20 protein-coding genes are annotated in these 25,513 nt (G+C 53.5%); 7 read left to right on the top strand and 13 right to left on the bottom strand.

Going from position 1 to position 25,513, the window contains the following annotated elements; all coding sequences use genetic code 11:
* Positions 1-133: 133 nt before the first annotated feature.
* The 8 genes from FRIGORI9N_RS14800 to FRIGORI9N_RS14765 all read right to left on the bottom strand — a co-directional run bounded on the left by FRIGORI9N_RS14800 (position 134) and on the right by FRIGORI9N_RS14765 (position 11,068).
* A complete protein-coding gene (locus tag FRIGORI9N_RS14800; RefSeq protein ID WP_159572723.1) occupies positions 134-580 on the bottom strand; it encodes a GatB/YqeY domain-containing protein in 447 nt (148 codons plus the stop codon).
* Between the two features lie 10 nt (positions 581-590).
* Positions 591-803: a 30S ribosomal protein S21 gene (gene rpsU, locus FRIGORI9N_RS14795; RefSeq protein WP_105027193.1), complete on the bottom strand. Its 213-nt coding sequence runs from the start codon at positions 801-803 to the stop codon at positions 591-593.
* 165 nt (positions 804-968) lie between these two features.
* Entirely contained in the window at positions 969-2,198 is a 1,230-nt protein-coding gene (locus FRIGORI9N_RS14790; protein WP_159572944.1) for an NAD(P)/FAD-dependent oxidoreductase, read from the bottom strand.
* Positions 2,185-3,171, bottom strand: a complete 987-nt coding sequence (ybiB, locus tag FRIGORI9N_RS14785; protein WP_159572721.1) for a DNA-binding protein YbiB — start codon at positions 3,169-3,171, stop codon at positions 2,185-2,187. The genes FRIGORI9N_RS14790 and ybiB overlap by 14 nt, the downstream gene beginning before the upstream one ends.
* Positions 3,172-3,198: 27 nt before the next feature.
* On the bottom strand, positions 3,199-6,036 hold the full coding sequence (locus FRIGORI9N_RS14780) for a nitrate reductase (RefSeq protein WP_201301512.1): 2,838 nt from the start codon (positions 6,034-6,036) through the stop codon (positions 3,199-3,201).
* A 14-nt stretch (positions 6,037-6,050) separates the two neighbouring features.
* The gene (gene nirD, locus FRIGORI9N_RS14775; protein WP_159572719.1) at positions 6,051-6,422 is read right to left on the bottom strand and encodes a nitrite reductase small subunit NirD; all 372 of its coding nucleotides are present in this window, start codon (positions 6,420-6,422) and stop codon (positions 6,051-6,053) included.
* On the bottom strand, positions 6,422-8,878 hold the full coding sequence (nirB, locus tag FRIGORI9N_RS14770; RefSeq protein ID WP_159572717.1) for a nitrite reductase large subunit NirB: 2,457 nt from the start codon (positions 8,876-8,878) through the stop codon (positions 6,422-6,424). Before nirB ends, nirD begins: the two co-directional genes overlap by 1 nt.
* A 297-nt stretch (positions 8,879-9,175) precedes the next feature.
* Positions 9,176-11,068 carry an alpha/beta hydrolase gene (locus FRIGORI9N_RS14765; RefSeq protein ID WP_159572716.1) on the bottom strand — a complete coding sequence of 631 codons (1,893 nt, stop codon included), beginning with the start codon at positions 11,066-11,068 and terminating at the stop codon, positions 9,176-9,178.
* Positions 11,069-11,211: 143 nt separating this feature from the next.
* Here FRIGORI9N_RS14765 and tsaD point away from each other — a divergent pair, with 143 nt between their 5' ends.
* The 5 genes from tsaD to FRIGORI9N_RS14740 all read left to right on the top strand — a co-directional run bounded on the left by tsaD (position 11,212) and on the right by FRIGORI9N_RS14740 (position 17,328).
* Positions 11,212-12,261, top strand: coding sequence for a tRNA (adenosine(37)-N6)-threonylcarbamoyltransferase complex transferase subunit TsaD (tsaD, locus tag FRIGORI9N_RS14760; RefSeq protein ID WP_236550929.1), 1,050 nt, complete (start codon positions 11,212-11,214; stop codon positions 12,259-12,261).
* Between the two features lie 697 nt (positions 12,262-12,958).
* A complete protein-coding gene (locus tag FRIGORI9N_RS14755) occupies positions 12,959-14,449 on the top strand; it encodes an FAD-linked oxidase C-terminal domain-containing protein (protein ID WP_159572715.1) in 1,491 nt (496 codons plus the stop codon).
* 12 nt (positions 14,450-14,461) lie between these two features.
* Positions 14,462-15,538, top strand: a complete 1,077-nt coding sequence (gene glcE / locus FRIGORI9N_RS14750; protein WP_159572713.1) for a glycolate oxidase subunit GlcE — start codon at positions 14,462-14,464, stop codon at positions 15,536-15,538.
* A 9-nt stretch (positions 15,539-15,547) separates the two neighbouring features.
* Positions 15,548-16,798, top strand: a complete 1,251-nt coding sequence (gene glcF, locus FRIGORI9N_RS14745) for a glycolate oxidase subunit GlcF (protein ID WP_159572711.1) — start codon at positions 15,548-15,550, stop codon at positions 16,796-16,798.
* 77 nt (positions 16,799-16,875) lie between these two features.
* Positions 16,876-17,328, top strand: a complete 453-nt coding sequence (locus FRIGORI9N_RS14740) for a hypothetical protein (protein WP_159572709.1) — start codon at positions 16,876-16,878, stop codon at positions 17,326-17,328.
* A 14-nt stretch (positions 17,329-17,342) separates the two neighbouring features.
* On the opposite strand, the gene FRIGORI9N_RS14735 is transcribed toward FRIGORI9N_RS14740, so the two are convergent.
* Genes FRIGORI9N_RS14735 through pdxH form a run of 4 tightly spaced genes read right to left on the bottom strand, consistent with a single transcriptional unit; the run spans position 17,343 to position 20,213 of the window.
* On the bottom strand, positions 17,343-17,936 hold the full coding sequence (locus FRIGORI9N_RS14735) for a M48 family metalloprotease (protein WP_159572707.1): 594 nt from the start codon (positions 17,934-17,936) through the stop codon (positions 17,343-17,345).
* A 13-nt stretch (positions 17,937-17,949) separates the two neighbouring features.
* On the bottom strand, positions 17,950-18,936 hold the full coding sequence (locus FRIGORI9N_RS14730; RefSeq protein ID WP_159572705.1) for a CmpA/NrtA family ABC transporter substrate-binding protein: 987 nt from the start codon (positions 18,934-18,936) through the stop codon (positions 17,950-17,952).
* Positions 18,936-19,559 (bottom strand): ANTAR domain-containing response regulator, encoded by a 624-nt coding sequence (locus FRIGORI9N_RS14725; RefSeq protein WP_159572703.1) that lies wholly within the window; start codon positions 19,557-19,559, stop codon positions 18,936-18,938. The genes FRIGORI9N_RS14730 and FRIGORI9N_RS14725 overlap by 1 nt, the downstream gene beginning before the upstream one ends.
* Positions 19,560-19,577: 18 nt before the next feature.
* Positions 19,578-20,213, bottom strand: a complete 636-nt coding sequence (gene pdxH / locus FRIGORI9N_RS14720) for a pyridoxamine 5'-phosphate oxidase (protein ID WP_159572701.1) — start codon at positions 20,211-20,213, stop codon at positions 19,578-19,580.
* A 67-nt stretch (positions 20,214-20,280) separates the two neighbouring features.
* Between pdxH and xerD the strand changes: the two genes are divergently transcribed.
* Positions 20,281-21,180, top strand: coding sequence for a site-specific tyrosine recombinase XerD (gene xerD / locus FRIGORI9N_RS14715; RefSeq protein WP_159572699.1), 900 nt, complete (start codon positions 20,281-20,283; stop codon positions 21,178-21,180).
* A 35-nt stretch (positions 21,181-21,215) separates the two neighbouring features.
* Positions 21,216-21,824, top strand: a complete 609-nt coding sequence (plsY, locus tag FRIGORI9N_RS14710) for a glycerol-3-phosphate 1-O-acyltransferase PlsY (protein WP_159572697.1) — start codon at positions 21,216-21,218, stop codon at positions 21,822-21,824.
* A 30-nt stretch (positions 21,825-21,854) separates the two neighbouring features.
* Here the strand turns inward: plsY and FRIGORI9N_RS14705 are convergent, their stop codons facing one another.
* On the bottom strand, positions 21,855-25,469 hold the full coding sequence (locus tag FRIGORI9N_RS14705) for a hypothetical protein (protein WP_159572695.1): 3,615 nt from the start codon (positions 25,467-25,469) through the stop codon (positions 21,855-21,857).
* Between the last annotated feature and the right edge of the window lie 44 nt (positions 25,470-25,513).

Raw genomic sequence — 25,513 nt, 5'->3', positions numbered from 1 at the left:
GCAGTTTGGGTGAATTCACGCGCAGAATAATCAGAACCGAAGGTTCGACTTCTAGAATAACAAACCCAAAGGGGAGGAAACAAAAGCGAACAGCCAAAGCGCGCATGCACGCTTGATTGTTTTAATGCTTATTTTATTTGGACAGCGCTGCCTTCACCAAACCCGACACCTTGCTCATGTCGGCTTTGCCAGCCAGCTTGCCTTTTACAGCGCCCATGACCTTGCCCATGTCTTGTGGGCCAGTAGCGCCTAGCGCTTGAACAATGGCTTGTATTTCTGCCACAACTTCGGATTCTGAGAGTTGTGCGGGAAGGTAAAACGCCAAAACAGCAGCCTCGGCCTTTTCAGCCTCAGCCGACTCTGGCCGACCACCCTGTTCAAACTGGATGGCGGCTTCGTTTCGCTGCTTGATTTGCTTTTCGATGATGGCGAGAACCGCCGCATCGTCGAGTTCGACGCGTTCGTCGACCTCTTTTTGTTTGATTGCCGCTGAGAGCATTCGAAGCGTGGTGAGCTTTGCTTGCTCACGGGCCTTCATGGCCAGCTTGATGTCTTCAAGAATTTGCGCTTTCAGTGACATACCAAACGAATCAATACATTTTCTTGGGCAACATTTGGCTGCGCAGGCGCTTGTAATGGCGCTTTACGGCAGCAGCCTTCAGGCGCTTGCGTTCTGCAGTTGGCTTTTCATAGAACTCGCGTGAGCGCAGTTCAGTCAACAGACCTGTTTTTTCAATGGTGCGCTTGAAGCGACGCAGGGCAACTTCAAATGGCTCGTTTTCTTTAACGCGAACGTTTGGCATAAGGCTCCAATCGGGTATTCGTAAGTTGTTTTTTAGTTTCCAACCCATTGATTTTGCGTATATTTTTTGCAAAACCCAATGTGCTGAAGCAAAGAGTTACCGCCAAGAATCTGGCAAAGACCGAGATAGTACCATGTGAAAGAAGATTTTCTCAAGGATTTTCAACTATTTTTGGCTCAATATTGCATGGGCTGCAGTGTAGCCGCTGGCCCAGGCCCACTGAAAGTTATAACCACCCAACCAGCCTGTTACATCAACCACCTCGCCAATGAAGTACAGGCCCGAAATTTTGCGCGATTCCAGTGTTTTGGGCTGTAAATCGGCAGTGCTGACCCCGCCACGCATCACTTCAGCTTTTTTGTAACCTTCAGTGCCATTGGGCACCAATTGCCAGGCGGCAATTAACTGCGCCAAAGGGCCCAATTGTTTTTTGCCCAACTCAGCCACCTTGCGCCCGGCAATGGCCTGCAATTCCGGTTTGTTCAACCAGGCCTGCACCAAACGCTTGGGCCAGTGAGCAACCTGAGCAGCAAACCAATTGTCGGCATTGGCTTTTGCGCCAAGCGTGGCCTGTAGCAAACCGGTTTGCAGTGCGGCTGCATCCGTTTCCTTGCCCGACAAATTCAGGGTAATTGGTTTGCCCGGGTTCCAGTACGTGGAGGCCTGCAACACAGCCGGTCCGCTTAAACCCCGGTGGGTAAACAGCAGGTCTTCATCAAACCAGGGGGCGTTGGCGTCGCTGCCGCGACTCAACACGGGCAGCGCCACGCCAGCCAGTTCAACGAACGGCTCCCACATGCCAGAGTCAAAAGTAAGCGGCACCAGTGCGGGCCGCTGATCGACCAGTGCATGGCCAAACTGTTTGGCCAGTTTCAAACCAAAGTCGGTTGCGCCAATTTTTGGCACGGGCAAACCACCTGTGGCGACCACCACATTGCGCGCTTGCAACTGGCCTACACTGGTACTTAGTTTGAAGAGACTGCCATCGTGCTCAACCCCGTTCACGCTGTGGGGGCGAAACCACTTCACTTTGCCTGCATTGCATTCGGCAGCCAGCATGTCGATGATGTCGTCGCTTTTGCGATCGCAAAACAACTGGCCTTTGTGCTTTTCGTGAAATGCAATGTTGTAACGCTTTACCAAGGCAATGAAGTCGGTCGGGGTATAGCGGCCAAGGGCTGAGCGCGCAAAACGGGGGTTTTCAGAAATGAAGTTGTCCTCTGACACATTCACATTGGTGAAGTTACAACGCCCACCGCCACTGATTCGAATTTTTTCGGCCAGTTTTTCACTGTGATCCAGCAAAGCCACATTCAGGCCACCCTGCCCGGCTTGTGCGGCACACATCAGGCCAGCCGCGCCGGCACCAATCACAATGACATCAAACTGCTGCATGATTTGCTGCTTGGTGTACCGCGTCGATTGCATCAAGCTGGCGAGCAAAGCCATGCGGCATTTCCTGAGGATTGTTCAACCACATCTCGATAAGCCGTGCAGTGGATTCTGCATCAATATCCGGGTGGGGATCAGGTTGCTCGGTGAACAGGTTCTCGGGTTCGGCAATGCGCCAGGTTTTTCCGGCGGTCACGCCATCCATACGCGGGCTGCGATACGGCGCAGCCACTGGCTCGCCTTCGTGGCCACGCAACACCAATGCCGTGTGGCCGGTGGCGCACAGCACTTCGCGTTGCAGGTTCCAGAACTCGGGGTGGGTGTAGCTGGTTACCAGCATGGCGTTGCCAAACGCACTGGGCACCATTAATTTGACCAGGGTGTGGGTACAACTGCGAACACCGAGTAATTTGCGGGTTTGCAACAGGGCTTCAATTCTTGGATAAATTTGCGCCATGGGCATGTACACAGGCGCAGGGTTGGGCATGTCCACGGCCTGCCAATTCAGGTGCGAAAATACTTCTGCACTGCTTACGCGGCCGGTGAAGTCTTTCTCTAGACCATGCACCAGCACCGGGTAACCACGCTGCGCGAGCAAACCGGCCAGCAAGGGCGTGAAGTTGGGTTTGCGCCGCGCACCGTTGTAACTGGGGATCACCACCACGGGTTTGCCGCTGCAAGAAGACTGCTCGTTCAAGGCATTCAGTGTTTGCACATGTGGCAGGTCTTCATCGGCGGGCCAGTGGCTTGCAATGGCGTCGAGAAACCCAATGAGTTCGTCGTGGCTTTCGCCCTTCACGCGCAGGGCAATGAGCACGGCACCCAATTCGAAATCTGACACCTCGCCACGCAGAATGGCTGAATACAGCGCCATGGCCTGTTCGCGAGACAGGCCGCGAGCACCGTCTTTGCCGCGACCAATTTCTTTGATGAATGGCGCGCAAGAAAATTGGGCAGTGTGAACTGGATTGGGCATGACGCTGAAGCTGTGCCTAAGTAAAGACTAAGGCGCCATTGTAGCAAGGCTGGCTTGTGTGCGAATGAGTTTACGAATTTCAGGCACACACGAACCACATTGCGTGCCGCATTTAAGGCTGCCTTGTAAACCCGACAGCAATTCATTCTCGCCTGCATTCGGGTTCTTGGCGCAGGCAATGGCAATACCCGCCTCAATCGCTTGCTGGGACACCCCCACGCAGTTGCACACCATGCGCACGGCCTCGGTTTGCACACCTGGCGGTTGGCTGGCCGGGGCCAGAAGAAAACTGCGCAAAGGCATGACATCGAGTTGTTGGTCGAAGTAGTTGCGCAACCAGCCTTCGGATTCAATATTGCCAGCCAAAAATACTTTGCTGAGTGTGGCGGTTTGCCCTTCGCCCGTGGCGTGTACGTTCACACCAATGCGGCGGCGCGCATCGGTTTTCGGGTCGGAGTACACCATGACATCGCCACCCTCACATTCAAACAAGGCTTGAAGGCGATCGATAATTTCTTTCGCAGGTGCTTGCGCACTGGCTGCGCGGAACAACACACCAGTTTGCTCACGGCCCACGGGCACGCACAAGGCTGCATCAAATTCAGCGTACAAGGCACGGGCTTGTTGCCAAATGCTCAGCCAGTGCTCGCTGTGAACAAACACAACCACCTGCCAGGGCAAGTGCACCTGTTGAATGTTCACAGCAGAATGCTTCAGTTCAGGTTGCTTGGAATACGGGTCGAATGCTTCAATGGTGAGTGCGTTGACTCCACCCACACCCGCTTTACCGCCAAAAAATTCAGGGCCCCAGTGCATGGGCAAGGCGGCCTGGTTGCGGGCAACCGATTCATCCGCTTTCGCACGCAAGGTGATGGTGGCGCGGCGCGATTTAACCGACACCCAACTATCGGGCTTCAAGTTCAGTCGCTTGAAATCGGCTGGGTGCATGGCAATCACGGGCTCGGCTTCATGCGAGAAAAATTCGGCCAGGGTACCGGTGCGGCTGGCACCGTGCCACTGGTCGCGCAAACGCCCTGTGTTCAAGCGCCATGGGAAACGCGCATCAGCTTCCTCGGCCACGGGCTCGTAATTTGCAAACACAAACTTCGCCTTGCCTGTGGCTGTGGGGTAAAGCCCATCTTCGTACAGGCGGGCTTTGCCTTGGGGCTGCCCTTCCGGCATGGGCCATTGCTGCGGGCCGTTGGCTTCCAACACCGCATAACTTAAACCGGTAATGTCCAGGTCGCGACCCCGCGTGGTTTCGCGATGCTCGTTGAAAATTTCTTCAGTGCTGCTGTAAGGCATGAACGCATTGGAAGTGTTAGCAAGGCGCGGGCTTTCAACACCCAGTTTTTGCAATTCAACTTCAAGGCGCTTTGCAAATTCCACCACAATTTGCCAGTCGTTTTTCGAATCTGCATAAGCAGGCATGGCGGGCCGCACGCGGCTGATTCGCCGTTCGCTGTTGGTGACCGTGCCTTCCTTTTCACCCCAGGTGGTGGCTGGCAACAACACATCGGCGTATTGCACGGTGGCGGGTGTTAAGTAGGCATCTTGCACCACCACCAGTTCGGCGTTTTGCAAGGCGCGGGCCACTTTTTGCGAATTGGGCAGTGAATGCGCCGGGTTGGTGCAGGCCACCCACACTGCTTTGATTTTGCCCTGCTCCAGCTGATCGAACATTTCAACCGCGCTGGCACCCGGCGTTGCACTAATTTGCTTTACCCCCCAAAAGGCGGCCACTTCTGCCACATGCGCGGGGTTATCCAATTCGCGGTGCGCTGGCAGCAATGTAGACAAGCCACCCACCTCGCGACCACCCATGGCATTGGGTTGGCCCGTGAGCGAAAACGGGCCTGAACCTTCTTTGCCAATTTGGCCTGTCGCCAAATGCAGGGCAATCAACGCTGTATTTTTGTCGGTTCCGGTGGTGGCCTGGTTCAACCCTTGGCAATACAGGGAGAGTGTCCTGTTGCTTTGGGCGAACCAGGTGGCGGCTGTAACAATGTCGCCTTCCGGAACTCCACACACACTGGCTGCAAGCTTGGGCGTGTAATCGACCAAGCCCTTGGCCACTGCGTCGAAGCCTTCTGTGTATTTGTTGATGTAGGCCATGTCCAGCCAACCGTTTTGCATCATGACGTGCAGCATGGCGTTGAACAGCATCACGTCGGTGCCGGGCTGAATTTTCAAATGCAAATCAGCCATCAGCGCGGTGTCGGTTGCGCGGGGGTCCACAACAATCAGTTTGTGGCCAGGCTTGGCAGCGCGCGCGGCTTCAAGCCTGCGATAGGCCACCGGGTGTGCATAGGCCATGTTGGAGCCGGCAATGAACACGCAATCGGCCAAAGCCAAATCATCGTAATTGCAAGGTGGTGCGTCTGCACCCAAGGTGCGTTTGTAACCGCTCACCGCGCTGCTCATGCACAGGCGAGAATTGGTGTCGACGTTGTTGGTGCCAATCAAACCTTTCGCGAGTTTGTTGAACACGTAATAGTCTTCAGTCAGCAATTGCCCGCTGATGTAAAAGCCGACACTGTTCGGCCCGTATGTTGAAATCAACCGTGCAAATTCACGCGCGGTGAAATCAAGTGCAGTGTCCCAGCTTGCCGGGGCCACTTGCTGATCACGCTGAATGCGCAACAGGGGTTGGCTTGCGCGCACTTGGCCATACACGTTCACGGTGGCGGTTTCAGCCAGCTTGCTGCCTTTGCTGCACAACTTGCCCAAATTGGCCGGGTGCGTTTCATCGCCTTTCACATCGATGATTTTTCCGGCCTGTGTGCGCACCACGACACCACAACCCACGCCGCAGTACGGGCATGTTGTCTTGGTGTTCTGGATGGGTGCAAGCAGTTCGGTCATGTGTGAGATCGCTTTTAAATACCGTGGTTCTTCACTTCACTGGCTTTCAAGTGCACGCGGCCATCCACCACCTGTACTGTGAACTTGGCAGTGCAACCTTCATCGGGTTCACGCGCGCAGCCATCGGCCAAACCAATTTGCCAGTTGTGCAAGGGGCAAGTAACAGTAGTGCCATGCACGATGCCCTGGCTAAGCGGGCCTTTTTTGTGCGGGCATTCATCCAGCAGTGCAAACACCTGTTCTTCGCTGTTGCGGAATACTGCAATGTCTTGCCCGGTGGGGCGGCGCACAATGCGTGATCCCAACACGGGGATGTCTTCCACCGCGCAAATGTCGATCCATTCCATTTGAGTTTCCTTTCGTTCGATCAGTTCTGAAGCCGACATTAGACCACCTCCGCCAGTTGGATTGGAATGAACTGACGCAAATCAACCTGTGCTTCCCTGGGCTTGTGCCATGGGTCTTCTTCAATGGCCAGTGCAGCTTGTAGCTCGGCCCACAGGGCATCGCGGTTGGCGAGGTCATCAATTACTTTTGCTTTCACATGTTCCAGACCAACGCGTTCCAGGTAGTGCACCGTGCGCTCCAGGTACCAGCCTTCTTTTCTGTACAACTGCAAGAAAGCGCCACTGACTGACATCACCTCATCGGAAGTTTTCACGCGGCACAGGAACTGGGCCACTTCGGTTTTAATGCCACCGTTGCCACCCACATAGATTTCCCAACCGGAATCGACACCGATCACGCCCACATCTTTAATGCCACTTTCTGCACAGTTTCGCGGGCAACCCGACACAGCCAGCTTTACTTTGTGGGGTGCGTACATTTTGAATAAACCACGCTCCAGGTCTTTGCCCATCTGGGTGCTGTCTTGTGTACCAAAACGGCACCATTCGCTGCCCACACAGGTTTTTACCGTGCGCAAACCTTTGGCATAAGCATGGCCACTGGGCATGTCGAGGTCTTTCCAAACGTCTTGCAAATCTTCTTTTTTCACACCCAGCAAATCGATACGTTGACCACCAGTTACTTTCACGGTGGGAATGTTGTATTTGTCGACCACATCGGCAATGCGACGCAATTCAGCGGCAGTGGTTTCGCCACCCCACATGCGCGGCACCACTGAATAGGTTTTGTCTTTCTGAATATTGGCGTGTGCACGTTCGTTGATAAAACGGCTTTGTGGATCATCCACCGCTTCACCAGGCCAGGAACTGATGAGGTAATAATTCACAGCCGGGCGGCAAGTTGCACAACCATTCGGAGTGCGCCAGTTCATGGTGGCGAACACCTCTTCTTTGGTGGTCAGGTGGTGCTTGAAAATTGCATCACGAACAACCTGGTGACCATGATCGGTACAGCCGCACATGGGTTTGGTTTTAGGCGTGGCGGAATAATCGGCACCTGCGGTGCTCATCAAAATCTGTTCACACAAACCGGTGCAAGAACCACAACTTGCACTGGCCTTGGTGTGCTTGCGCACTTCTTCAATCGTGAACAAACCCTTGGTTTTAATGGCCTGCACAATGGTGCCTTTGCACACACCATTGCAACCACACACTTCATCGGTGTCTGCCATTTTGCTGGCCTGGCTTTGACCTTCATGGCCAGTGTCGCCAATGTTGTTCTGGCCAAACATCAGCTTTTCGCGAATTTCCTTGATGGCCTTGCCTTCACGCATCAGCTTGAAATACCAGGAGCCATCGACCGTGTCGCCATACAGGCAAGCACCCACCAGCTTGTCTTCCTTGATCACCAGTTTTTTGTAAACGCCACCAATGGGGTCGGAGAGCAACAATTCTTCGCAGCCTTCGCCCCCCATGAAATTACCCGCAGAGAACAAATCAACACCGGTTACTTTCAACTTGGTGGAGGTTACCGAACCTTCGTAACGACCAATGCCGAACTGGGCCAGGTGGTTGGCACACACCTTGGCCTGATCGAACAGTGGCGCCACCAGGCCATAGGCCACACCACGGTGGCTGGCACATTCGCCCACCGAGTAAATTTTGGGATCAGTGATGGTTTGCATGGTGTCGTTGACCACAACACCCCGGTTACACAGCAAGCCACTTGTGGCGGCCAGTTTGTCGTTCGGCCGAATACCCACCGCCATGACCACCAAATCGGCATCATGAATATCGCCGTCGGCAAACTCAATTTTGGCAACACGGCCATCGGGGCCCGCATGCAAGGCCTTGGTGTTTTTGGCCAGCAAGAATTTCAGGCCTTTGGTTTCAAGGCTTTTCTGCAACAGGCCGGCCGCGGTGGGGTCTAGCTGGCGCTCCATGAGCCAGGTGGGTAAATGCACCACGCTGACATCCATGCCTTGAATGGCCAAGCCGTTGGCGGCTTCAAGCCCCAGCAAACCACCACCAATGACCACAGCCTTTTTGTAATGCTTGGCGGCTTCCAGCATGGTCTCGGTGTCTGCAATGTCGCGATACCCGATCACGCCCGGCAAGGTAGAACCTGGCACAGGAAGGATGAATGAATTGGAGCCAGTGGCCAGCAGCAAACGATCGTAAGGCGCAACCGTGCCATCGGCACATTTGACCACACGTTTTATGCGGTCAATTTCAGTGACTTCACGACCCACATGCAAGGTAATGTTGTTGCTGGTGTACCAGTCCCAGTCGTTGAGTATGGTTTCTTCGAACTTCTGCTCTCCAGCCAATACTGGCGAAAGCATGATCCGGTTGTAATTGGGATGCGGCTCTGCGCCAAACACGGTGATTTCATACAATTCAGGGGCAAGCTTGATCAGCTCTTCAACCACCCGGATACCGGCCATGCCGTTACCAATTACCACCAGCTTCTGTTTTTTGACGGACATCAGCATACTATTTATCCCAATTTACCCAAAAAAAAAACGGCCCCCGGCTGCACGAAGCAGCACGGACGCCGTTGTCCAACTCCCTTGGCCACTTGCGCAACCGTGGGAGACCTGTCAATCCACCTGCAGATCGCCGCCGTTGACGACCTACACCCGTATCAATGCAAGGGTCGTGCCAGCCATTTCGACATGGTTTTGCACCACAAAGAGGCTGTTTTTATTGAAATGGGATGAAATTGGGCTGGGCGGCTGGCACCCAACTAGTGCAGCGCACCATTCTGCGTAGAACGGTGCGCTGTTTGATTACAGGGCGCAGAAGCCTGTAGGATCTTGAACCCGATTGGGCAAGGCCACGCTGGCGCTGACGGTAACGGGTACTGGCAAGCGGTTAAAGCTGCTGACAAACACTGGGTTGTAGCCCTGAATAGTCAGGGTGAGTGAATCCCCTTCCTTGAGCTGAACAGAAATACCGGGCAGATCAATGGCTTTCTCGCCATACCCCTTCAAGGGCGTGACCTGATCGTGCAACACGGTTTGCGTGCCATCGGCGCGTTTCAGTCCAATCCCCACGTAAACAATGGGCGACTCGGGCGAAGCTGGGCCAACAGGCTCCACTTTCACGGTGGCTTTGGGCGTGCCTACAAAACAGCCTTTCTCGTTGGCATTGTTCAGTTCCACATAAACAGGCTGCGCAAGTTGAGCCGCCTGTGTGGAGGTTAAACCTGTAAACAGGCCCGCCACACCCGCGATCACTTGCGTGGGCGTACTGAACGCTGAAGCTGCACGCACACCTTCTAGTTTGGGTCGGTTCGATGAATTGGACTTCACTTCAATCGCAGTGGGATCGTTTCTGCTGTCTTCAAGCACCGATGCGATTTCAGGCAATGGTATTGGGTCGAAACCCAGATAATTCTGCGAGCGGGCTTGCCTGCTGCCCACCAAATGCTGGGCCAGAAACTGGAACATCATGTTTTTTAGCGGAAGAACACAGCGGCCTGTTGACGCATCCCAATTGGCTGCGGGGCATGAGTTTTGTGCGGTCTTCAGCCAGATCAGGCTTTCATTGAAGGCGTATTTGGCACCGGTGCCTTCCAGCGCCGCGTTGGGGTCTTGCTGAACGCCCAAGGCATTGAGCAGGTGCCCGTATTTGACGAACAACAATTTTGCGTCTGCATTCACCTTGCGATAGCACTCAAAGTTTTGAATCGCTTCATTCAGGTTGAACAACACATCGGTAGCACCTTGAATAAAAAACGCGGGCACATCGGTTTTCAGCGTCATGCCCCTGGGCAGGTTGGCCGACAAATCGCAATAGGAGATAGAACCTTGCGAGCCCAATCGTTTCACAATTTCGTCGGAAACCACGCCCGTGGTATTGGCCTCGACAAGCCCCTGAAACAGGAAGGGGTCGTAACGCCCGCGGTTGCTTTCCAAGCCCCCCGCCACCAATCCGTTCAGGTAGGTGGTTTTGGGCACGCCGCCGGGGTTCAGGCTGTAACGCAGGTCGTACCAGGTGCCATTGGGCACCATGGCATCAATGCGGGAATCAAGCCCGGTGCCAATTAATTGAAACGCTCCACCATAGCTGCGGCCAATGGTGCCCACCACTGGGTTCAATGCACCGGCTTTGCTGCGGTAGCCCAGGTTGGGCAAATTGGCTTCTGCCCAGTCAAGGATGGTTTTGAAGTCTTTGCCTTCGAAATCAGGATCAAGAATCGTGACATTGCCGCCGGTTTCGCCATGGCCGCGCTGATCATAGGAAATTACATACCAACCGGCCCGGCCAGCCACAGGCTGTTTTTCGTTGTAAGCCACCTGCAGGGTGTCAACACCAATTTCAGATGTTTGCGCGGCTTCGTCAAAATCAAGCGTGGCGGCACGGGTGCCTCCAAAGCCATGGGAGTGCAGCAACAAAGGGGTCGCCTCACCGGCATCCAATTCAGGGAAATAGACAGTCAATGCCAAGTCAGTGCCATCAAAAGCGGGAATGACCACCTGCTCAACACGCGCCGCGTGGCCAGTGGCCATTTGCTGGTTTTTCACCCGCAGTGGCATTTCGGTTTCAGATGGACTAACGCCACCGCCGCCGCTGGAGCCCGAATTGCCGACCATTGTCGGGTCGGTTTCCGACAGACAACCCGCAAGCCCAACCGCCAACAGCAGGGGTCCCAGTACTCTGGTGACTCCGATCAACATGAAATGTCTCCGATTTGAAATGTTTTGACTATTACTCGCACTTGAAGCCTTTCAGATTCAATTACTTAACGAAGCCACGCTAAAATGAGGCGTTAATTTTGTTCTGGCTGCCTGAAGTGACTTCCGTTGCAAACCCTCCCAAAATTGTGCTTGGTTTTGAAAGTTCCTGTGACGAAACAGGTGTGGCACTGTGCACCACCGAGGGGCGCATTCTAGGGCAAGCCTTGTATTCTCAAATTGCAATGCACACCGATTACGGCGGCGTGGTGCCAGAACTGGCCTCTCGAGATCACATTCGTCGTTTGATTCCCTTGATGGACGAAACCTTTGCCCAGGCTGGCATTACCCTGCAAGAAGTGGACGCAATTGCAGTAACCACTGGCCCCGGGTTGCCGGGCGCCCTGATGGCGGGTTGCGCATTTGCATACAGCCTTGCGATGGGTCTCAATTTGCCTGTGATTCCCGTGCACCACCTGGAAGGGCATTTGCTATCGCCTTTGCTTTCTGCCAACCCACCAGCCTTCCCCTTTACTGCTTTGCTTGTTAGTGGCGGGCACACTCAATTAATGGGTGTTGAAGGGTTGGGCCGTTATTCCCTGCTTGGCGAAACATTGGATGATGCCGCTGGCGAGGCCTTTGACAAAACCGCAAAAATGATCGGCCTGCCCTACCCTGGCGGCCCAGCCTTGTCGAAACTGGCAGAAAACGGCAATCCCGAGCGATTCAAGTTGCCCCGTCCCATGTTGCACAGCGGCGATTACATGTTCAGCTTTTCTGGTTTGAAAACCGCCGTGCTCACCACCGCCATGAAATTGGCAGGTGTTAAGCAACCTTCTGAAACCATGGTGATCAGCGACACCGACAAAGCCGACCTGGCTGCCAGTTTTCAAGCTGCAATTGTTGAAACGCTGGTCAAGAAAGCATTGGCGGCCTGCTTGCAGCAAGATCACAAACGATTGGTTGTTGCCGGTGGTGTGGGCGCAAACAAATTGTTGCGAGAACAGTTGGTGAAAGCAGCGCGCAAGCGTGGAGTGGAAGTTTACTTCCCCGAGCTGAGCCTTTGCACCGACAACGGGGCAATGATTGCCTTTGCAGGCGCCATGCAATTGGCTGAGAACCCGGCGCTGCTGGAGAAGCGGGAGTACGGCATGGTGACGCGGCCGCGATGCGAATTGGCAACGTCCGCCAGCTAGCACGAGGCAGGCTTTTGCTCACTTGCTGGTGTAGATAACTCAGTCAGCTTGTTCACAGCCCGATCGGCTTGGGTTTCAATCTCTCGCCTGAAAACCTGTATTTCCCTTTTTGAGATTCACCCTGACTCACCTCGCTCGGCAAAAGAGCGGGCCGAGTCTCGGTGCCGGCCCATGGCCGACCGTGGCGGTTGAATTCAAACGGGCAGGTTTTCTTGAAGGCGAGGCGATCGAAAAACCGCCGCCGATTGGGCGTTGAACCCAGCGGTGACTCGGAGCTGAACCTGCAAGTGGTCGCGCACGGGAGGTTTAGGCCAACTCGGCAGTGGGATTGCTTGGGACGCACTTCAAGGAAACCGCCCCGTTTGAGTTTATTCGCAGCGTTCGGCTTCAAGCCGACACCGAGACTCGGCCCGCTTTTTTGCCGAGCTCGGTGAGCTAGAATAAATTCAGAAAGGGATCAAGCGGTTTTCAGTGCGGCACAAGTAACACGCGTCGAGTTAGTAAAAAACCCTAGCGGTGACCCTTCAAGTTCAGATCAAAAGTCACCAATGACATGCGACACAAGTAACCCATGCCGAGTTGGCAAAACAAACCGGCAATTCACTTTTGACTAACAAGCAAAACTGCTTCGGGCAAGCACCAATTACCATTCATACAATAATTGAGTATGCTTGAAAGCTGTCAAAGAGGTACCCCTATGAATGCGCCCACTGAAGACTTTGTACTGAATGCCGCCCAACGCGCGGAAGTGATCGCGGGCTTGAACCAGATTCTGCCCGCCCACGCTGTGTTGCACGAGGTAGAAGACACCAAACCCTATGAATGCGACGGCTTAAGCCTGTTTCGCCAGTTGCCCATGGTGGTGGCCTTGCCCGACACCGAAGAACAGGTTATCGAAATACTGAAGCTGGCCAACAGACTAAACGTACCGGTTGTGGCACGCGGTGCGGGCACCGGTTTGTCCGGCGGTGCGCAGCCCCACAAGCACGGCATTTTGCTGGGTATGGCCAAGTTCAACAAAATTCTAAAAGTAGATGTGCAATCTCGTAGTGCGGTGGTGCAACCCGGCGTGCGCAACCTGGCCATTTCCGAGGCCGTGGCCCAGCACCAGTTGTACTATGCGCCCGACCCTTCTAGCCAAATTGCCTGCACCATTGGCGGCAATGTGGCCGAAAACAGCGGTGGCGTGCACTGCCTGAAGTACGGCCTCACGGTGCACAACGTGTTGAAGGTACGCGCCATCACGATCGAAGGCGAAATCGTTGAATTCGGCTCCGAAGCACCCGATGCTCCCGGCCTTGAGTTGATGAACCTGGTGATTGGTTCAGAAGGCATGCTGGCTGTGGTTACAGAAGTGACCGTGAAGCTGGTACCCAAGCCCGCTTTGGCGCAGGTGATTATGGCCAGCTTCGACGACGTGGCCAATGCAGGCAATGCAGTGGCAGCCGTGATCGCCGCAGGCATTATCCCAGCCGGGCTTGAAATGATGGACAAGCGCGCCAGCCAAATGGTGGAGCCCTTTGTAAAAGCAGGTTACGACACCGAAGCCGAGGCCATTTTGCTGCTGGAAAGCGATGGCACACCCGAAGAAGTGGCCGAAGAAATTGCGGAAATGACCCGCGTGCTGAACGGCTGCGGTGCCACCGCCATCAAGGTGTCGCAAAGCGAAGCCGAACGCCTGAAATTCTGGGCCGGCCGCAAGAATGCATTTCCGGCTGCTGGCCGCGTGTCGCCCGACTACTACTGCATGGACGGCACCATTCCCCGCCGCAGTTTGGCCAAAGTCTTGAACGCCATCACCGAGATGGAAAAGAAATACGATATGCGCTGCGCCAACGTATTTCATGCAGGCGACGGCAATTTGCACCCACTGATTTTGTTCGATGCGAACAAGCCTGAAGAAATTAAACGTGCTGAAGATTTCGGCGCAGAAATTCTGGAACTGTGCGTGGAAGTGGGCGGCACAGTGACCGGTGAACATGGCGTGGGCATCGAGAAAATCAACCAGATGTGCGTGCAGTTTTCGCGTGCTGAACTGGATGCATTTTTCGCGGTGAAGAAAGCCTTCGACGAACCCGGTTTGCTCAACCCCGGCAAAGCCATTCCAACGCTGCACCGTTGCGCGGAATATGGTCGCATGCATGTGCATGGCGGCCAGGTGCCTTTCGCAGACCTTCCCCGCTTTTAAAAGAACGAGATCATGAGCGACTTTATCGATGACCTGTGCAAACAGGTTGAACTGGCTGCCCGCAACAAGACACAACTTCGCCCGTTGGGCGGCGGCACCAAGAATTTTTACGGTGGCCCCCTGCAAGGCGAGGAAGTGGACATGCGCCAATGGGCCGGCATTGTGGAATATGAACCCACGGAACTGGTGATCACGGTGAAGCCGGGCACTGCCTTGGCTGAAGTGGAAGCTGCCCTTGCTGCTGAAAAGCAGGAACTGGCATTTGAACCACCCAGGCTCGGTGACAACGGCACCATTGGCGGCGCGATTGTCAGCGGCCTTGCCGGACCCGCACGCCTGAGTAAAGGTGGCGTGAAAGATTATGTGCTGGGTTGCACCCTGCTCGATGGCAAAGGTCAACTGCTGCACTTTGGCGGTGTGGTCATGAAAAACGTGGCGGGCTATGACGTGGCCCGCGTAATTCCCGGCAGCATGGGCACGCTTGGTATTGCAACCGAATTGTCGATCAAGGTCATGCCGGTTGCGCCCGCCGAAGCCACACTGCAGTTCGACATGGATGTGAACAAAGCGATTGCTCAAAGCAATGAATGGCTATCGAAACCCCTTCCAATTTCTGCCACGTTTTTCGACAACGGTAAGCTGACAGTTCGCCTGCGCGGTGCCAGCGCAGCGGTACAGGCTGCCACCAAAAACATGGGCGGGCAGGAAATGGAAAGCCGGCAGGCGCAAGCCTTCTGGACCAGCGTGCGCGACCAGCAACATGCATTCTTCAAAGCCGAAGGCGATTTGTGGCGCATGGCCGTGCCGCCCACCACCGTTGATTTGGCCATGCATGGTCAAAGTGTGCACGAATGGGGCAGCGGGCTGCGCTGGCTTCGTGCCGATGCTGGCGTAACGGCCGAGCAAATTCGCGCCACCGCCAAACGCGTGGGTGGCCACGCCACCCTGTACCGCACAGGCAACGACGCCGCGCGCGTGCACGCATTCCAGCAACCTGATGCGGTCATGCTGAAACTGCAACGCCGCCTGAAAGAACAATTCGACCCGGCTGGTGTGTTCAGCATCAACCGCCTGTCACCCATTTTGTAAGTAGAACGCATGGATACCCAACTCGCCGACTGGATCAAAGACACCCCCGATGGCAAAGCCGCCGATGCAATTCTGCGCAAATGCGTACATTGCGGTTTTTGCACGGCCACCTGCCCCACCTACCAAATTCTGGGCGATGAGCTGGACAGCCCGCGTGGTCGCATTTACCTGATCAAACAGGTCTTGGAAGGCAAGCAAGTTACGCGCAAAACCCAGCAACACCTGGACCGCTGCTTAACCTGCCGCAATTGCGAAACCACCTGTCCTTCCGGTGTGAAGTACGGCCAGTTGATCGACATTGGCCGCAAAATTGTGGATGAGCGTGTTGAGCGCCCCATGGCTGAAAAGCTGACCCGTGAAAGCCTGAAAATGCTGATGACCAACCGCCCCATGTTTACAGCGGGCATGGCCATGGGCAAAGCGGTGCGTGGCATGCTGCCAGAAAGTATCAAGAAAAAAGTGCCGGCCAAACGCCCCACCCTGCCCTTTGCCAGCACAGCGCATACACGCAAAGTGATCTTGCTGAAAGGCTGTGTGCAGCCCGCCATGATGCCGTCGATTGATTCTGCAACATCCGTGATTCTCGATGCATTGGGCATTCAAAGCATGGTGATTCAGGAATCGGGTTGTTGTGGCGCCGTAAAGTTTCACTTGAACGACCACCTTGGCGGTCTGGTTCAAATGAAAACCAACATCGACGCTTGGTACAACTTGCTGCAAAGCGGCGAGGCCGAGGCGTTGGTGATGAATGCATCAGGCTGCGGCGTCACAGTTCGTGAATACGCCCACCATTTTGAAAACGATCCAGAGTACGCGGAAAAGGCCAAACTGGTCAGCGAGAAAACCCTGGACATTGGCGAGTTCATCACCCAACAAAATGCAGACGGGCTAGCGCGCTTGGGCACCAAGGTGAAAGCCGCCATCGAGCAGCAGCGCATCCCTGGCAGCATTGCCTTTCATCCACCTTGTACCTTGCAGCATGGCCAACAAATCAAGGGCGTAATTGAAAACGTGCTGACCACCCTGGGCTTTAAATTAACACCCGTGGCCGATTCGCACCTGTGTTGTGGCTCAGCCGGTACTTATTCGGTGCTGCAACCTGAGTTGTCGAAAGAATTGAAAAAACGCAAGCTGGCCAACCTGATGGCGGGCAAACCGCAAGCCATAGCATCAGCCAACATTGGTTGTTTGGGGCATTTGGAAAGCGATGCAACAGTGGATGTTCGCCACTGGGTGGAGTGGGTTGCACAAGCAGTTTAAGTAATTTGTCACGGCATGGAACTGAAAGGACCACACGTTCACTAAGTGGTCCTTTTCATTTCAACGCATCCAACGCCATGACTATCGACAACACCACCCCCGCTGGCGCAACCCGCCCAACCAGTTCATTAACCAGGGTATTAAGCCAGGTCAGCCTTGAAGAACAAGCCCGGCCTGCAAAAAAAGCCACGCTGGCAATCGCGAGCGATACACTAAGAAACGAACAGGCCCGGGAAATTATTTTCCGCTGCAATGCAATCGACCGGGACATCCCGATGATTCGGGTCGAGACACGGAAAGCGCTGTCAACTTACCTGGTCAATAAGCAAATTCAAAACCCAGGGCTTTTGAATAACAGGCAGCAAGGTTTGTGTGCATGGACCTTGCTGGAACATGTAGCGCGTGGGGACCGCGGCTTTCAGAACGTCGATTCAAACATGGTTGGCAGCTACATTCGCCCAGAAGACAAATCACAGTTTGAAGCCATTGCGAAATCATTGAATCTGGATCCCGGCAAGTTCATCTCTTAAACAAGCGCTCTGCATTACTTTCGACAAATGACCTGTCTGCGACTGTAATAACCGGGGTGTGAAGGCACCACCGGCATCATCATGTCAGCACCGTCGATACTGCGCAGCACATCCTCGGTGCAGGCAACAATGTTCAAGCTGGCCAGCCATTTGGTGGCTGCCTCGTCAGCATCCAATTCAAACTGGCGATTCATGGCGTGCAGCTTTTCCATGGTGGCCGGGTTGCGCTCAATCGCATCAAAGGCCATGTCGGGAGTTGGCATACCAGCCAATTCCATGGCTTTCATGCCCAGCTTTTTCTGATGCTCCAAGTGCACATGCGCGTACTCATGGGCAATCACGAACAACACACCATCGGGCGTTAAGCGATTCAAAAAATCGGGGTCCATGGTAAGCAAAGCACCCTCGATGCGATCCGACACATAGGCCCGGCTCCATGTTTTCGTCAGCTCAACTTCAAGTTTCATATTGGGCACTGCTTTGCCCAACTGCACAATTGCATGATCGATGTCAGTGCGTGTGGCCGCCTGCACGCCAGAATGAAAAAACAGAAAACCCAAATGTGCAATCCAGGCGAATCGCAAAACTCTCACATGTGCGCCCCACATACTTCTCTCCGAACTAAAAACCGAAGGGTCTCAAGCCACTGTCGAACTGAATAGCGTCCGAAGGACGAGCGTTTGTTAATGCAAGGGTTTCAACCACGAGCGACTCGAACATCGGGCGCTGGTCTTCGGTCAACTCGGCACCGTCAAACTGAATAAACGGATCGGCTCCGCCTTTGATGGTGGCCAACAAAGCCATTTCAAGCACAGAGCCGGGTAAATTCACGTAATCCGAAGTAGACAGCCAACCCGCTGCTTTGCTTCGATTCTCGACCCCGCCTTCAAGCCAATTGCAGGCGTGCCGAAGCGCCTTGATCAAACCACTCAGGGCAACAGGGTTCTCAGACGCCCAGGCGCGCGTGCAGCCCAATACTTTTTCAGGGGCTTTGGGCCACAAACTGTTGGAGGTAGCCACAATGGTGCCAAGCCCCTCATTCACCGCCAGGGAGTTATAGGGCTCGCCCACACAAAATGCATCGATCAAACCAGCTTGAAGCGAGGCCACCATGCGAACCGGCGGGACCACTTCAAAACGTACATCCTGATCCGGGTCTACATCATTCGAACGCAACCAGCGGCGAAGCTGCAAAGTGTGCATGGAAAACGGAAACACCGTGCCAAACACCATGGAACGTTCTTCCCGGGATTTTGCTGCACGCAATTTTGAACCCAGCGTTTCACCTTCAACAAGCCCGGCAATCATCGCGGCCAAAGGCTTGCTAACCGTGATGGCATTGCCGCTTCGATTCAACACCAGCGGTGCCAATACGTCTTTTTTGGGAGAGCCCCCCAAACCCAGTTGCAAGGCGATCGCCATGGGCGAGAGCATGTGAGCGGCTTCAATTTCGCCATAAGCCAGCTTGTCGCGCAGCGTGGCCCAGGATGCCTGCCTGACCAGATCTACAGACAAATGTTCGGCCTCGAAAAAACCCATTTTCTGGGCCACCACGAATGGAGCGGAGTCGGTGAGTGCGATGACGCCAATGCGAATTTCCTGTTGCATTACAAACCACCTCCGCCCAACATTTCAAACACCTCAATCACATTGCGGGCTGTGTCTACCAGGCGCTGGTTGCGCTCCATGGCAAGCTTTCGCATGGCGTGGTAGGCCTCGTCTTCATTGAATTTGCGGTGCTTCATCAACAGGCCTTTGGCTTTGTCAATCAACTTGCGGTCCGCCAGCTGATCACGGGTTTTCTGCAACTCGTTTCTCAACGCCTGAAATTCACGAAAACGCGCCACGGCCACCTGCACAATGGGGCGAACCCGATCCGGGTTCATGCCGTCGGCCACGTAGGCACTTACACCAGCCTTGATCGCGCTGGCGATCGTGTCCTCATTGTCTTCATCAGAAAACATGATCACAGGCTTGGGATTGCTTCGCGACAAAACCGCCATGTTTTCCAGGCAATCGCGATCGGGTGAGTCGATGTCCACAATCACGATGTCGGGTTGAGACACCGCCACGTGTTCAGCCAACCGATCGGCTGAACTAAGGCGGGACACCAACACATAACCAGCATCTAGCAAGGCGCGTTCCAGTATGGCAGCACGGCCTGGTTCCTCGTCAACCAGCAGTACTTTCAGTGGCGGTGTGGCGGCTTTGCCGGGTTTACTCTTTTCCATGAATGGGTGTACTCATCCTCAAGGGGCCAATCGGGACATTGCCCAAGAATCACCTTGCAAGGTATAAGCCAGGCGATCGTGAAGTCGCGACGGCCGCCCTTGCCAGAACTCAAAAAAATCGGGTACGAGACGGTAACCGCCCCAAAATGGAGGCCGGGTTTGCGGGTCGCCCTGTTGTTCTTCCTGGGCCTGCTTGACTCGCGCTTCAAGCACTTCTCGAGAGTTGATTACCTGGCTTTGAGGCGAAGCCCACGCACCCAGGCGACTACCCGCTGGTCGCGAGAGATAATACGCATCAGACTCTTCAGGGCTGCACTTCTCAATCCGGCCCTCGATTCGCACTTGCCGCTCCAGTTCAGTCCAGTGAAACAGAATTGCGGCATGCGGATTCTGCGCCAGCTCCTGGCCTTTTCGGCTTTCGTAATTGGTGAAAAAAGTAATGCCACGCGCATCGAGCCCCTTGATCAACACGATACGCGCCGATGGCCTTCCCTTGGCGTTCACTGTGGCCAGTGTCATGGCGTTGGGCTCGGGCAAATCTGCGTTCAATGCTTGATCAAACCAAAGCTTGAAGAAGTCGAATGGATTGGCCAATGCATCGGCCTCATTCAACGTGGCTTGGGTGTAATCTTTTCGAAGATCTGCGATTGACATAAAACGGAACTCCTTGGTGCTGCTAAAGGTATGATGACCTTTATTTTCACATGCTGCCAGCACCACAATGAAGAGCAATGCCGATCTGATTGACGAATTCTGCACCACTTTGTGGCTTGAAGAAGGATTGGCCAAAGCCACGCTACAGGCCTACCGCAGCGACTTGCAGCAACTGGGCAACTGGCTTGAAGAACAATTTGCTGAAAACCTGCTGCAGGTCAGCAGCGAACACATCCGAAACCACGTACACGATTTGCTGGAATTGAAGCCCAGCAGCCTGAACCGAAAACTAAGCAGCTACAAACGTTTTTACCTGTGGCTAATCACCAGCAAACAACGCGAGGACAACCCGTGCGCGCAGTTACAAAGCGCGAAACGTGGCCTGCGCATACCAAAAACGTTGAGCGAACAACAAGTACTGAACCTGCTGGCTGCACCCGATTTAAGCCATGCCGCAGGGCAGCGCGACAAAGCCATGCTTGAATTCATGTACGCCAGCGGCCTGCGCGTGAGTGAACTGGTGAACATGCCCCTGCGAGCCGTTGACCTGAATGTTGGCGCGGTGAAGGTGCTGGGCAAAGGCAACAAGGAACGCTTGGTACCCATGGGCGAACCCGCAAGGTTGGCGATTCAGCTTTACCTGCAGCAGGCTCGCGGTGAATTGTTGAAGGGCAAAACCAGTGATTTTTTGTTTGTAACCCATTTTGGCACCCCCATGACCCGCCAAGGTTTCTGGAAAAATATCAAGCGGCTCGCCTTGCAGGCAGGCATTGAAACCCCAGTAAGCCCGCATGTGTTGCGCCATGCCTTTGCCACGCATTTGATTAACCATGGCGCGGACTTGCGAGTGGTGCAACTGCTCTTGGGGCATGCCGACATTGGAACGACGCAAATTTATACCCATGTGGCCAAGGAACACCTGCACACCTTGCTGAATCAAAGCCACCCACGCTCAAAAAGTCGCTAAAATCGACGCCAAAGCCCAATAACAAGGAGACACCTTTGCTTAATTTCGCCGCAGGCCTGCTAATCGCCTACCTGATTGGTTCTATTTCGTTCGCAGTGGTTGTTTCCAAATTCGTTGGCTTGGCCGACCCCCGCACTTATGGCTCAAAAAACCCCGGCGCCACCAACGTGCTGCGCAGTGGCAACAAAAAAGCTGCTGTTCTTACTTTGCTTGGGGATGCACTAAAAGGCACTGCGGCCGTTGCATTGGCCTTTCACTTTCAAGACCAGTTGGGCTACAGCCGCACCGACATTGCCTGGATAGGCTTGGCCGCTTTCATCGGCCATTTGTACCCGATTTTCTTCAAGTTTGAAGGCGGCAAAGGCGTTGCCACCGCACTGGGTGTACTGCTTGGCCTGAACTGGATACTAGGCCTTGCCACCGCAGTGACCTGGGTCGTGATTGCTTACTTTTTCCGTTATTCATCGCTGGCTGCGCTCATTGCCGCGCTGTTTGCCGTGTTTTACAACGTGCTGCTGTTCGGTATTAACGGACAAGCGGCAGCAATTACCATTATGTCGGCACTGCTGATTTACCGGCACAAACAAAACATTGCCAACCTGATTGCAGGCAAAGAAAGCAAGATTGGTCAAAAGAAAAGTTAAGCGCCAATGTTGTTTTCTTGATCAGAATGCTTAAGCCACGGCTGCTTTCTCGTAAAACTGCCAGTGGCCTTTATCGCCTGTCCCATCGTATCGCAAGGTAGGCCAAGTATCCGGGTGACCGTGTTGCTCCACTTTGTAATTGTCCGGCAAATACAAATCTGGCACCGTGTCACTTCCATTGTGAATGATCAATGGAAGTTCCAAGGCCTTGAAAAACAGAACCCCGAAATCACCCTCTGTTTGCGGATTTTCACCCTTCTTCAGTTGATTCAGCGTTGCCAGCGTATTGCCCTTCTTCCAGCTGCCATCATCTGCCCGATCCATTAATGAAATCATCAGGGCTCGCTGCTTGTACTCGAGATCTGGTTTGGTCTGTAAACCGTTTAGTGGATCCGCCTTGATTTGATCGTAGATTTGACCAATTTCAGTGAAAGTTAAATTGCGCGAACCCAACTCATCGTTCATGGACTGAGCCACCAACCCAACCCTTGCCATGAATTCGTCTTTGGGGAGCGCATTTACAGCAGCCCCCCACGACGACCGAAGCCAGCACCTTGCTTTGTCACCAGAAACATTTTGAAGTGTGCGTGCGCCAAGCGGTGTAAGTTGGTTTTGTAATGCAGCGCCTCTTCTAATATTCAGTAAAGTCGGCGCTAGCTCCTTCATCTTCTCCAAGATCCGCGCTGGAATGTCGTTGACATTCCGATTTGCAAATACAGCGATTTCATTCAATGACTCAAGATCTTTAAAATAAGCCTTTACCTGTTGATCCGAGAAGGCAGAACTTCCCTCTGGATAATTGACTAGAAAAGCTTCTAGATACTCAGTCTTCAACTTGGTCAGTTGTTGGGTCGGGTTTTTTGAGCCCTCATTAAGAACACCGCCCCACAGATTAGAAATCCATTGATTGCTCGACGCTACTGGCGGCGCACCCGCTGGGGGTACTGAAGCAGTGCGAACCAAAGGTACCGAAGAAGGCACCACAGGTTTAAGCGGTGCTTCAGAAGACGTGTTCACCGCAAATTTACTCAAGTGTGTTGTTGCGTAATTCGGAATACTGTTGGTCTGGACTGAAGACAGCCCAATCACATTCGGCATTGGTCTTTCCTTGGAAAGGGGTTCCCACGCCGTGTTCAAGAAGTTACCTGTAGAAACAAGAATTCTCTTGAGCTGAGGGCTCAATTCGCCCTTCATTTCAACAGTCAAACTTTTGCCACCCAGGTATTTGATCAGGGCCTGCGCATTACTCACATCGGTCATGTTTTTCGACTGGGTCAGTGGCTGCAGCTGACGCTTCAAATCCGCAATAAGTACAAGGTTTTCTGGTCGATCAAACTGCTGACGCAGGCGCTCCTTCTGGCTAATATTCGACAAATAATTTTGCAGTGACGACCAACCCTCTCGAATTGCAGTACCACCAGCGAGATTAATAAAATGCCCCACAGAGGTTGAAGCCCTGCGGAAGATACCTTTGCGTCCATTCGCTGCAATTTCCGCTGAGTTATTCCTTGCCACCGAAATCGATTTGTCAGCACCTCCAGCTTCTCTTTTCGCAACCCACGAAGCCGCGTTGTTGTGAAACTCAATCAACACCTGTTTGAATAAAAGTTGCTTCTCGGCACTGACTGGCTGTTTGTTTTTTTCTGAGAGCTGAATCTCGCCTTCATATTGTTTCAGCGATTTCATGAAACGAGTCACCTCAACATGGTTGCCGACCAACAAATCATTGGGTAATGCGGCAAGAATCAATGAAGAGGCCTCAACCGCATGTTGAGGCGTAATGACGACATGCTCGAGAGTTACTGGCTGTGCTTCCCTGAATATCTCTTTCTGCAGGATGGTCGACAAATGACTTAAAAATGACAAGCGCTTACCCACATATTCCCCGGGGTCTCGCGCATACACTCCGGCACGGCCAACCATGAACTTCTTGAGTGGGCTGAATCCAGATTCAACCTTGTAGGCCAAAGACGGCGCATCAAGCTGCAAGGTTTCTGCATTAAAACCTGCGGCTGTTACATTACAAGCCGACAGTCGATGAATGTATTTTCTGCCTTCTTTGGTGCTGAGAAAATCGAGTACCTTGTTTGTACGCTCACTACCCGCCGCACGCAAAGTACCCCCCAGTTCACTGAGGAATGAACGTCGGTCGCCACGCACCGTGTCGACTGTCGGATCTTTTGAGTGTTCATACGCATTAAAGTTGGAACCAAACTCTGCCAGGTGAGTTCGCACAGCAACCGACCTGGAAATCACGTCATTGCTCCTTCCGGAACGCCCATATTCCAAAGCCTGATTCAAGCTGAATCCATCGTTGACCGATGGCGACTCAACTCCGTTTCCAAGCATGTCTAGATTAAAAGGCAGTACGTTGGCTTTATTACGCGCAATTCCAAACTGAAGATTCAATTCCCTGATGGCGATCAAGTCAACACCCGCCGCCGATACCATGCGCTGAAGTCGCGCAATTTCCCGTTTCTGATTTTCAATCGTCTTGATATTCTTTTCGCATGCTGTGGTTTGGCCTAGCAGTGATTCGAGTTCTTTAACATCACCTGTTTTTTTTGCATCGTTTCGCTTTGACTCCAGATCTGGCAGTTTTTCCTTCTCCAGCTTCTCAAACGCATTCACCCTTTCAGCAAGGGCATTCAGCTTGGCGGCGTTCAGCTCGGCCTGGGGCTCCAGTACAGGTATCACGATGTTGTTCACTGATGCAGCCAATTGAGACTGTAGTTTTTTGAAACCGGGAACAGCAGCCTCATGCTTGGCTTTCTGATCCCTCACCCTGTTCGACCAGTGGGTTTCAATTTTTCGCACCGATGACTTTTCGGGGTGCACAGATGCTTCAGTGGAAGACTCAGGCTTTCTGCCAGCGGCAAAAGCCTCAATGGTTGAGTGCTGAATGCGTCGGTCTGCGACTGATTTATCCTGCTCCCGATTGGTCAGGTCAGTTTTTCGCAGGTTATCAACAAGACTTTTCTTTTCCGACGATGCGATTTTCACCAGCAATTTGACGCTGGACTCTGTATGAACCAGTGCGTTCTGAAGTGTATCCAGATCGGGCAGCGATTCAATATTGGCGGTTGCTTCACCAATTTGTTGTTCCAACAATGCTTGGCGCTTTGTCGACTCTAGTTCTTTTTTGTATTGAATGAGTTTTTCCGGCACACCCTGCTTAGCCTCAACTTCCTGCAAAGCATTCAGAACTTCGTTTTTTTTAAGTAACTTATTCACGAAGTCTACATTAAGCCGCTTTCTCTGGGTCGCTGGCTCGGTACTTGCCTTGGAGGCTGCCAACAGCGCACCAGGGACGGTCGCCACCGGTTCAGGTGTGGATGCAAGTGCAGGCGATAAAACAGACAACGCGGTAGAGGCCGTTGAAGCGCTGGCTGGCTCTGGCTTGGTGTTCTTGATGATTTCAACAATAGTGCGTTTGATTTCATCTGGTTTTTGTTCACAGTGCGACGCTGCTTTTTCTACCAGATCATCGATAACTTTGCACAAATCGTCGCTGATCTCCCCTCTACCATTGAATTCGTAACACTCTTTAATCAGGTCGATGACATGGGGTTGCTTACCTGGTACCTTCCCAAAGTTGGCATTCAGCTGCGTGGCAGCCAAACCTGACGTGACAACGGGTGACATTGAAGTGTCTTTGTGGGGTGCCGCGGAAGAATCTGAGCCAGCAC

The organism is Limnobacter sp. 130, from assembly GCF_902506325.1.
Lineage (GTDB): Bacteria > Pseudomonadota > Gammaproteobacteria > Burkholderiales > Burkholderiaceae_B > Limnobacter.
The sequence above is the reverse complement of the archived record's forward strand: the minus strand, read 5'-3'. Positions and strand labels throughout refer to the sequence as shown.

Bases quoted from the DNA above. Each gene is read 5' to 3' on its own strand.
- FRIGORI9N_RS14800 (WP_159572723.1), bottom strand. From the start codon at position 580: ATGTCACTGAAAGCGCAAATTCTTGAAGACATCAAGCTGGCCATGAAG.
- rpsU (WP_105027193.1), bottom strand. From the start codon at position 803: ATGCCAAACGTTCGCGTTAAAGAAAACGAGCCATTTGAAGTTGCCCTG.
- FRIGORI9N_RS14790 (WP_159572944.1), bottom strand. From the start codon at position 2,198: ATGCAGCAGTTTGATGTCATTGTGATTGGTGCCGGCGCGGCTGGCCTG.
- ybiB (WP_159572721.1), bottom strand. From the start codon at position 3,171: ATGCCCAATCCAGTTCACACTGCCCAATTTTCTTGCGCGCCATTCATC.
- FRIGORI9N_RS14780 (WP_201301512.1), bottom strand. From the start codon at position 6,036: ATGACCGAACTGCTTGCACCCATCCAGAACACCAAGACAACATGCCCG.
- nirD (WP_159572719.1), bottom strand. From the start codon at position 6,422: ATGTCGGCTTCAGAACTGATCGAACGAAAGGAAACTCAAATGGAATGG.
- nirB (WP_159572717.1), bottom strand. From the start codon at position 8,878: ATGCTGATGTCCGTCAAAAAACAGAAGCTGGTGGTAATTGGTAACGGC.
- FRIGORI9N_RS14765 (WP_159572716.1), bottom strand. From the start codon at position 11,068: ATGTTGATCGGAGTCACCAGAGTACTGGGACCCCTGCTGTTGGCGGTT.
- FRIGORI9N_RS14755 (WP_159572715.1), top strand. From the start codon at position 12,959: ATGAATGCGCCCACTGAAGACTTTGTACTGAATGCCGCCCAACGCGCG.
- glcE (WP_159572713.1), top strand. From the start codon at position 14,462: ATGAGCGACTTTATCGATGACCTGTGCAAACAGGTTGAACTGGCTGCC.
- glcF (WP_159572711.1), top strand. From the start codon at position 15,548: ATGGATACCCAACTCGCCGACTGGATCAAAGACACCCCCGATGGCAAA.
- FRIGORI9N_RS14740 (WP_159572709.1), top strand. From the start codon at position 16,876: ATGACTATCGACAACACCACCCCCGCTGGCGCAACCCGCCCAACCAGT.
- FRIGORI9N_RS14735 (WP_159572707.1), bottom strand. From the start codon at position 17,936: ATGTGGGGCGCACATGTGAGAGTTTTGCGATTCGCCTGGATTGCACAT.
- FRIGORI9N_RS14730 (WP_159572705.1), bottom strand. From the start codon at position 18,936: ATGCAACAGGAAATTCGCATTGGCGTCATCGCACTCACCGACTCCGCT.
- FRIGORI9N_RS14725 (WP_159572703.1), bottom strand. From the start codon at position 19,559: ATGGAAAAGAGTAAACCCGGCAAAGCCGCCACACCGCCACTGAAAGTA.
- pdxH (WP_159572701.1), bottom strand. From the start codon at position 20,213: ATGTCAATCGCAGATCTTCGAAAAGATTACACCCAAGCCACGTTGAAT.
- xerD (WP_159572699.1), top strand. From the start codon at position 20,281: ATGAAGAGCAATGCCGATCTGATTGACGAATTCTGCACCACTTTGTGG.
- FRIGORI9N_RS14705 (WP_159572695.1), bottom strand. From the start codon at position 25,469: ATGTCACCCGTTGTCACGTCAGGTTTGGCTGCCACGCAGCTGAATGCC.